The organism is Nitratidesulfovibrio sp. D1 (assembly GCF_051133415.1).
GTDB lineage: Bacteria > Desulfobacterota > Desulfovibrionia > Desulfovibrionales > Desulfovibrionaceae > Cupidesulfovibrio.
This window is the reverse complement of the sequence record NZ_JBPGNZ010000003.1, coordinates 457022-464784: the sequence shown is the minus strand read 5'-3', so window position 1 is coordinate 464784 and position 7763 is coordinate 457022. Positions and strand designations below refer to the sequence as shown.

The window sequence follows — 7763 nt, the reverse complement described above, 5'->3', positions numbered from 1 at the left end:
ACGTAGGGGGGGGGGGGGGGGGGGGGGGGGGGGGGGGGGGGGGGGGGGGGGGGGGGGGGGGGGGGGGGGGGGGGGGGGGGGGGGGGGGGGGGGGGGGGGGGGGGGGGGGGGGGGGGGGGGGGGGGGGGGGGGGGTCATACAACAGCATTTTCAGTGTTGGGGGGTTTGTCTTTTTTTTTTTTAAATTTCCCCCCCCCCCCCCCACACCCCCTCCACCCCTCAAAACTTTTCAATTGGGAGGAGAGACCGTCCGGCTGCGTTTCTCAAGAATTTTATCTGTCCGACACATGTCTTTCTTCCTTATACGCTGCGCCGGTCTTCCGGCGCAGCTGGCTGTGCGGGCACGATGCAAGGAATTACGGATTTTGCCCGCCGGGCAAGGCGGCGCGCGATTTTCACGCGCAGTGTACTGATGTACATGAGCACGGAAAATCGCGCGCCAACGCCGCCCGGCGGCAAAATACGGATTCTGACAGCAGGGTGACCGCGACGGCGAACAAGCCACCACCCACCATGCATGACTCACGTTTTCCCTGCACTCTCCGCCTCACATGAAGCGCACCAGCTCGAACAGCTTTTTCCGCTGCGTGGCCACGATGTGGTAGTACTGCGTCTGCGGGATGAAGATGTACGGCACATCCTCCGTCCGCCGGTACAGGAAGTGCGACAGGATCATCCGGTTGATGGCCTGATGCCCGATGATCATCACCCCCGGCGCGCCGCCCGCCAGGAACAGCGCCCGCCGCACCCCGCGCTCCACCCGCTCGCGCAGGGTCACGTAGCCCTCGCCGCCCGGATACACGTAGTTGTACTTGTCCCTCTGCCGGGCTCCGTAATCCTCCGGAAAGCGCCTGCGGATGTCGTCGTAGCGCAGCCCCTCGCGTTCGCCCGCGTCGATCTCGTCAAGCTCGGGCAAGGCCATCACCGTGGCCCCCGGCCTCGCCTCGCGCAGGGGAGCCGCCGTCTGCCCCGACCGCCTGCGGGTGGAGGTGAAGATGTACGGCACCTCGATGTCCGCGAAATGTGCGGCCAGTTCCTTGGCCTGGGCCTGCCCCCGCAGGGTCAGGTCCGAATCGCCGCCGATGCGCCCCTCCACGTTGTAGTAGGTCTCGCCGTGCCGGACCAGGTACAGGTTGCGCACCCACGCGGACACCAGGATATCCCGGATGCGATGGTAGTACGGCAGCCGCAGGCAGATGCGCTCGCCCACCACGCGGTTCTCCAGCGTGTCCACCCGCACCCAGCACGGCTCGTCGGCGCACGGGGCATACATGCGCTCGTAGTAGTGGATGCGCTTGGTGAAGCTGTCCACGGCCGCCTGGGTGGTCTCGCGCGCGAATTCCGGCATCTGCGTCTTGCGCCGGATGGCCGCGCCCAGCGCCACCGGGTCGTCGTTGACGCACTCCACGAACAGCAGCGGATGGTCGGTGAGCATGGCCTCTATGGTGGCCCGCCGGGCGCGGCTGGCGTTGGTGGCGTCCAGGATGGCCACATGTCCTTCGCCCGCCAGATAGTCGCGCGCCGCCGTGATGTTCAGCCGGGCGATTTCCTCGCGCCGGGCGCGGCCTTCCGCGTTGTCCGGGTCGTAGAATTCCGGCCGGGCGGAATCCATGCCCAGCAGGGAGCGGCGGATTTCGCCGTTGTTGAACACCTCGACGCGGAAGTCCTCTGCCTCCAGGCCCTCGCGGATGCGGCGGGCCATGGTGGATTTGCCCCGCGCGGGCAGGCCGACCATGACGACATAGAGTTTGTTCATGTGGGGGTCCTGTTGGGGTGAGGGGGAAGGGGGCGTGCACGGATGGGCACGGCCTAACGGCCGAACAACCTCGTCAACCGCCCCAACTCCGCGTACAGCCCGGCCTCCATCTGCTCCGGCGTCATCCGCCACGCCCAGTTGCCCGCCGCCACCGAGGGAGTGTTCATGCGCGCCTCCGCTCCCAGCCCCAGCACGTCCTGCACCGGGGCCACGGCCAGTTCCGCCACGCTGCCCATGGCCAGCCGCAGCAGCACGCCGGGCGCTTCATGCACCGCGATGGAGTGCCCCACGTATTCCTCCACCCGCGCCCGCTCGTGGGACGGGGCCGCTTCGAACCACGCCCGCGTGGGCGCGTTGTCGTGGGTGCCGGTGTAGACCACGCCGCGCACGTCGTGCCGGAAGGGAACATCGGGATTGTCGGCCGGGTCGCCGCCAAAGCCGAACTGCAACACCTTCATGCCCGGCAGGCCGAAGGCGGCCTTCAGTTCGCGCACGTCGGCGGTGATTACGCCAAGATCCTCCGCGATGAGCGGCAGCGCCGTGAACCGCCGGGCCAGCGTGCCGAACAGTTCCATGCCCGGCGCGTCCACCCAGCGGCCGTTGACGGCCGTCTCCTCCGCCGCCGGAATCTCCCAGTAGCCCGCGAAGCCCCGGAAATGGTCCAGCCGCACGATGTCGGCCATGCGCAGGTTGTGCGCCACCCGGCGGACCCACCACGCGAAGCCGTCGCGCCGCAGGGCGTCCCAGTCGTACACCGGGTTGCCCCAGCGCTGGCCCGTGGCGCTGAAATAATCGGGCGGCACCCCGGCCACGTGGGTGGGGGCGAAGTCCGCGTCCAGCCGGAAATAGCCGGGGTTGGCCCACACGTCGGCGCTGTCGTGGGTGACGTAGATGGGCACGTCGCCGACGAGGCGCACGCCAAGGTCGGTGCAGGCGGCCCGCAGGTCGTACCACTGGCGGAAGAACAGGTACTGGCAGAAGCGCACGTGGTCCAGCGCGGCGGCCTCCTGGCTGTCCAGCCGCGCGAGCGCATCGCGATGGCGGCGGGCGAAGGGCTCGTCCCAGGTGGGCCAGGCCGCCCCGCCGAAGCGCTCCTTGAGCACCACGAACCGGGCGTAGTCGTCCAGCCAGTGGGCGTTGCCCCGGCAGAAGCGCAGGTAGGCGGTGTCCATGGCCAGTTGGTGGCGGTTGCGCTCCCACGCGGCGCGCAAGAGGACGCGGCGGTGCGCCTCCACGGCCTCGAAGCGTACCGGCCCGTTCGGTCCGGGCCCGTCGTCGCGGAACCGTTCCGCCCCCGCGTCCACATCGGCCCACGACACGAAGCCCTCCTCGGCCAGCCGTTCCGGGCTGACCAGCAGGGTGTTGCCCGCAAAGGCCGAAGGGCTGGAATAAGGCGAATTGCCGATGAACGTGGACGTGGGCGTGAGCGGCAAAAACTGCCACACCGTCTGCCCCGCCCCGGCCAGCAGCCGGGCGAAGGCGTGCGCCGCCGGTCCCAGGTCGCCGATGCCGAAGGCCGAGGGCAGCGAGGTGACATGCAGCAGGATGCCGCTGGCGCGGACCGGTCGGGACATGGTCAGGCTCCTTTGCGGGATGCGGTGGGAGACGTGAACGGAACGGCCATGCGACAGCCCGGGAAACCGGACCGGTGCGCACCCCCGCGGGCGACGCTAGCATGAACGCGGGCGGCGCGCCAATGCGAAAGCCCCTGCGGCGCGGGCGGCAGGGGCTGCATGTGCGGATGACGCCGGTCGGCGGCGCGTCGCTCAATACACGTACAAAAAGCCGGGAGTCACCACCCGCGACGCCGGTTCCAGTTCCAGCACCGTTTCCAGCGCGTCGCGCAGCCATGACGAGGGCTTGGGCTGTTCCACCAGCACCGGCCGCTCGACGATGCCGCACAACTGCTGCAAGTCGGTCAGGGCCACGTCCATGCCGCCCAGAGCGTCCACAAGGCCCAGTTCGTGGGCCTGCCGCCCGGTCAGGGCCCGGCCATCGGCCACGGCGCGCACCTTTTCCACCGGCAGGTTGCGCGAATTGGCCACCTCGGTCACGAACTGGTCGTACATGTCCATGACGATGGATTGCAGGTATTCGCGCTCCTGCGGGGTCATCTCGCGGAACGGGGAACCCGCGTCCTTCATGTCGCCGGAGACCAGCGTCTGCCGGGCCAGGCCCAGCTTGTCCATCAGGCCCTGCACGTTGGGCAGTTCCATCTTCACGCCGATGGACCCGGTGAGCGTGGCCGGGTTGGCGATGATGCGCGTGGCCCCCAGCGAGATGTAGTAGCCGCCGGACGCGGCCACGGTGCCCATGGACACCACCACCGGCTTCACGCGGGACACGCGGCGCACCGCCTCCAGCAGTTCCTGCGACGCGGCCACGCCGCCGCCGGGCGAATCCACCCGCAGCAGCACACCGCGCACCGTGGGGTCGTCGCGCAGCTTGTCCATCCAGGCCACGGTCTTGGCGATGTCGGCGATCATGCCTTCAACCCGCGCCACCCCGACGCGCGGGCCCGCAAAGGGGCCCGCGTCGCCGGTCAGATGGCGCAAGGCGGCCGAAGCCCCCATGAAGAGGGCAACGGCCGCCATAATGAGCAGGAATCCGAAGATGAACGGATGCCGCTGGCTGAAGGAGGGTCTAGCTGTCGGAAGCATCCTCTTCCAGCTTCTGCTTCAGCAGGTCGCCAAGGTTCTGGCCGCCCGTGTCGGCGGGACCGGCGCGGAATTCCTTGGGCTTGCGGCGTTCTTCCTCGTCCTTGAGCTGCTTGATGGACAGCCCGAGGCGACGTTCTTCGGCGGAGACGTGGATGACCTTGGCCTGGATGACCACGCCTTCCTTGAACATCTCGGAGGGCGACTTGATCTTCTTCTGGCTGATTTCGGAGACGTGGACCAGGCCTTCGATGCCTTCTTCCACTTCAACGAACAGGCCGAAGTCGGTGATGTTGGTCACCGTGCCTTCGATCACCCCGCCGACCGGGTAGCGCGAGGGCACGTGGGTCCACGGGTCTTCGGTCAGCTGCTTGATGCCGAGGGTGAACTTCTCGTTCTCCTGATCGACGGTCAGCACCTTGGCCTGCACCACGTCGCCGGTCTTGAACACTTCGTTGGGATGGCGGATCTTCTTGGTCCAGCTGATGTCGGACACGTGGATCAGGCCGTCGATGCCATCCTCGATGCCGATGAACATGCCGAACTCGGTGATGTTCTTGATCACGCCTTCAAGGACGGTGCCTTCGGGGTACTTCTCGGCCACCACTTCCCACGGGTTCGGCTTGACCTGCTTCATGCCGAGGGAAATGCGCTTCTTGTCCTGGTCCACGCCGAGGATGACCACTTCCACTTCGTCGCCCACGCGCACCATCTGCGACGGGTGACGCAGCTTGCGGGTCCACGACATTTCGGAAATGTGCACCAGACCTTCCACGCCGGGCTCCAGCTCGACGAACGCGCCGTAGTCCACCAGGTTGGTCACGCGGCCCTGAAGCTTGGCGCCTTCGGGGTACTTGGCGGTGATGTCCTGCCACGGATCGGGCACCAGCTGCTTCATGCCCAGCGACACCTTCTGGTTGTCGCGGTCGAAGGAGAGCACCTTCAGCTGAAGTTCCTGGCCAAGGGTGACCAGTTCCTTCGGGTGACGGATGCGCTTCCAGGACATGTCGGTGATGTGCAGCAGGCCGTCCAGCCCGCCAAGGTCCACGAACACGCCGTATTCGGTGATGTTCTTGGCCTTGCCGGTGACGATCTGGCCCTCTTCGAGGGTGCGCAGCAGATCCTGACGCTTGGAATCGCGTTCCTCTTCGAGCAGGACGCGGCGGGAAACGATGACGTTGCTGCGCCGACGGTTGATCTTGAGAACACGGAATTCGTATTCCTGGTTGACCAGCGCGTCCATGTCGGGGACGGGGCGCAGGTCCACGTGCGAGCCGGGCAGGAAGGCTTCGACGCCGCCGAGATCGACGGTGTAGCCGCCCTTGATGCGACGCACGATGCGGCCGGTGATGACCCCGTTGTTTTCCTGGATCTCTTCGAGCTTGTCGAAGAGCTGCATGCGCTTGGCCTTCTCGAAGGACAGGGTGATGGTGCCTTCCATCTCGTTCTTGCGAACGACGAAGACGTCCACCTTGTCGCCCACGGCGATGTTGACCTTGCCGGTGCTGTCCCTGAACTCGGAAGCGGAAATCTGCCCTTCGGACTTGAAGTTCACGTCGACGAGGACGCTGTCCTCATCCACGCGCACCACCTCGCCCTTGATGATCGACCCTTCTTCAAGGTCGCCGAAATCGGAGCTGAGGTAATTCTCGAGGGCGCTCTCGAAACTCAGGTCCATTTCGAGGGCGGCGTTTTCCATGTTTTCGGGGGTTGCTGTCATACGTTTCCTCCAACCGACACAAATTTTCCCGCTCCCGAGGAGCGGGACGAGCGGGATTGGTCTGCATAGCAGAATGCCCCGGGAATGACAACCGCGCGGGCAACGGCGGACGGCACGGCCCCCGTTCCTATTCTTCCGGCTCGGCCAGCGCCACGAGGTCGTAGGTCCGGGCCTCCACTATGTCCGCCTCCACCAGCGCGCCGGGGGCCACCCCGGCCCCGCTCACGTAGGTCACGCCGTCTATTTCCGGGGCCTGGAACCAGGTGCGGCCGGTGTGCAGTCCGGGCCATTCGCCGTGGGGGGCGTCCACCAGCACGGGCAGGCGCTGGCCGACATACCCTTCCATGATCTCCTCGCTGATTTCGGCCTGCGCCTCCATCAGCGCGTCGCGCCGCCATTCCTTCACGTTGTCCGCCACCTGGTCCGGCATGGCGGCGGCGGGGGTGCCTTCCTCGGCCCGGTAGGCGAACACGCCAAGGTGGTGGAAGCGCGTCTCGGCCACGAAGTCGGTGAGCGCGACGTAATGCTCGTCGGTCTCGCCGGGAAAGCCCACGATGATCGAGGTGCGCAGGGCCGCGTCCGGGAAATGCTTGCGGATGCGTTCCACCACCACGCGGGGGTTGCGGGCGAAGGGCCGCCCCATGCGGCCCAGCACGTCCGGGTGGGCGTGCTGCAAGGGCACGTCGAAATAGGGCACGAAGGGCGCGCCCGCCGCCGCGAGGTAGGACAGCAGTCCGTCGGTGAGCCCGGCGGGGTACAGGTACATCAGGCGCAGCCGGTCCAGCCCCGGCAACGGCAGCAGGCGGTCCAGCAGGGGGCGCAGGTCGCCCTTGCCGGTGGAGCCGCCGGGGCCGCCGCCAGGACCACCGGCAAGGTCGCCGCCCCAGGCGGTGACGTCCTGCGCCACCAGAATCAGCTCGCGCACGCCCATGCCCAGCAGTTGCCGCGCCTCGCGCTCCAGTTCCCCCGCCGGGGTGGAACGGTGCGCGCCGCGAATGGAGGGGATGGTGCAGAACGAGCAGTTGTGACGGCACCCGTCGCTGATCTTCAGCCAGGCGTAGGACGGCCCGGTGGACAACAGCCGCGTGCCGCCCGCGTAGCCGGGGGCGATGCCGCCGGACGCCGCCTGATCGGACGCCACCCCCACGGCCCCCATGGAGTTGACCAGCAGTTGCGGCCACGTCTCGATGGACTGGTTGGGCAGCCACAGGTCCACCTCGGGCAGTCCGGCGGCCAGGTCGCGCTCGCCGTAGCGGCCCACCAAGCACCCGGCCACGGCCAGCAGGGGCCGCCGGGCCAGGCCGGAAATCTCGTCCACGGCCTCCACCACGGTGCGCACCGATTCCTCCACGGCGGGCAGAATGAAGCCGCAGGTGTTCACGAGCACCACGTCGGCCTCGGCCATGGTGTCCACGGGGCGCACCGGGGTGCCCAGCGCGCCCAGCAGGCGTTCGGTGTCCACGCGGTTCTTGGGGCAGCCGAGGCTGACGGAATAAACACTTATCATTGGATGGAGTTCCGGGTATGGGAAAGGTGGAGGGTACCGCACGCCCCCGTGGCGGCACATGCCGTGCCACGGACGCCCATCCGCCCCCGGCCGCCCCGGCGATAACCGCAGGGCAGGCCTGTG

At 67.7% G+C, this 7763-nt stretch carries 5 protein-coding genes; all 5 read right to left on the bottom strand.

Annotated elements, in window-relative coordinates:
• Window positions 1-547 precede the first annotated feature (547 nt).
• The gene (locus ACR4XJ_RS07610; protein ID WP_434754660.1) at window positions 548-1756 is read right to left on the bottom strand and encodes a histidine phosphatase family protein; all 1209 of its coding nucleotides are present in this window, start codon (window positions 1754-1756) and stop codon (window positions 548-550) included.
• Window positions 1757-1809: 53 nt separating this feature from the next.
• Window positions 1810-3330, bottom strand: a complete 1521-nt coding sequence (gene malQ, locus ACR4XJ_RS07605; protein WP_434754659.1) for a 4-alpha-glucanotransferase — start codon at window positions 3328-3330, stop codon at window positions 1810-1812.
• 192 nt (window positions 3331-3522) lie between these two features.
• Complete coding sequence (sppA, locus tag ACR4XJ_RS07600; protein ID WP_434754658.1) at window positions 3523-4416, bottom strand: signal peptide peptidase SppA; 894 nt, start codon at window positions 4414-4416, stop codon at window positions 3523-3525.
• Window positions 4400-6133 carry a 30S ribosomal protein S1 gene (locus tag ACR4XJ_RS07595; RefSeq protein ID WP_434754657.1) on the bottom strand — a complete coding sequence of 578 codons (1734 nt, stop codon included), beginning with the start codon at window positions 6131-6133 and terminating at the stop codon, window positions 4400-4402. The genes sppA and ACR4XJ_RS07595 overlap by 17 nt, the downstream gene beginning before the upstream one ends.
• A gap of 127 nt (window positions 6134-6260) precedes the next feature.
• The gene (rimO, locus tag ACR4XJ_RS07590) at window positions 6261-7640 is read right to left on the bottom strand and encodes a 30S ribosomal protein S12 methylthiotransferase RimO (RefSeq protein WP_434754656.1); all 1380 of its coding nucleotides are present in this window, start codon (window positions 7638-7640) and stop codon (window positions 6261-6263) included.
• Window positions 7641-7763: the final 123 nt, after the last annotated feature.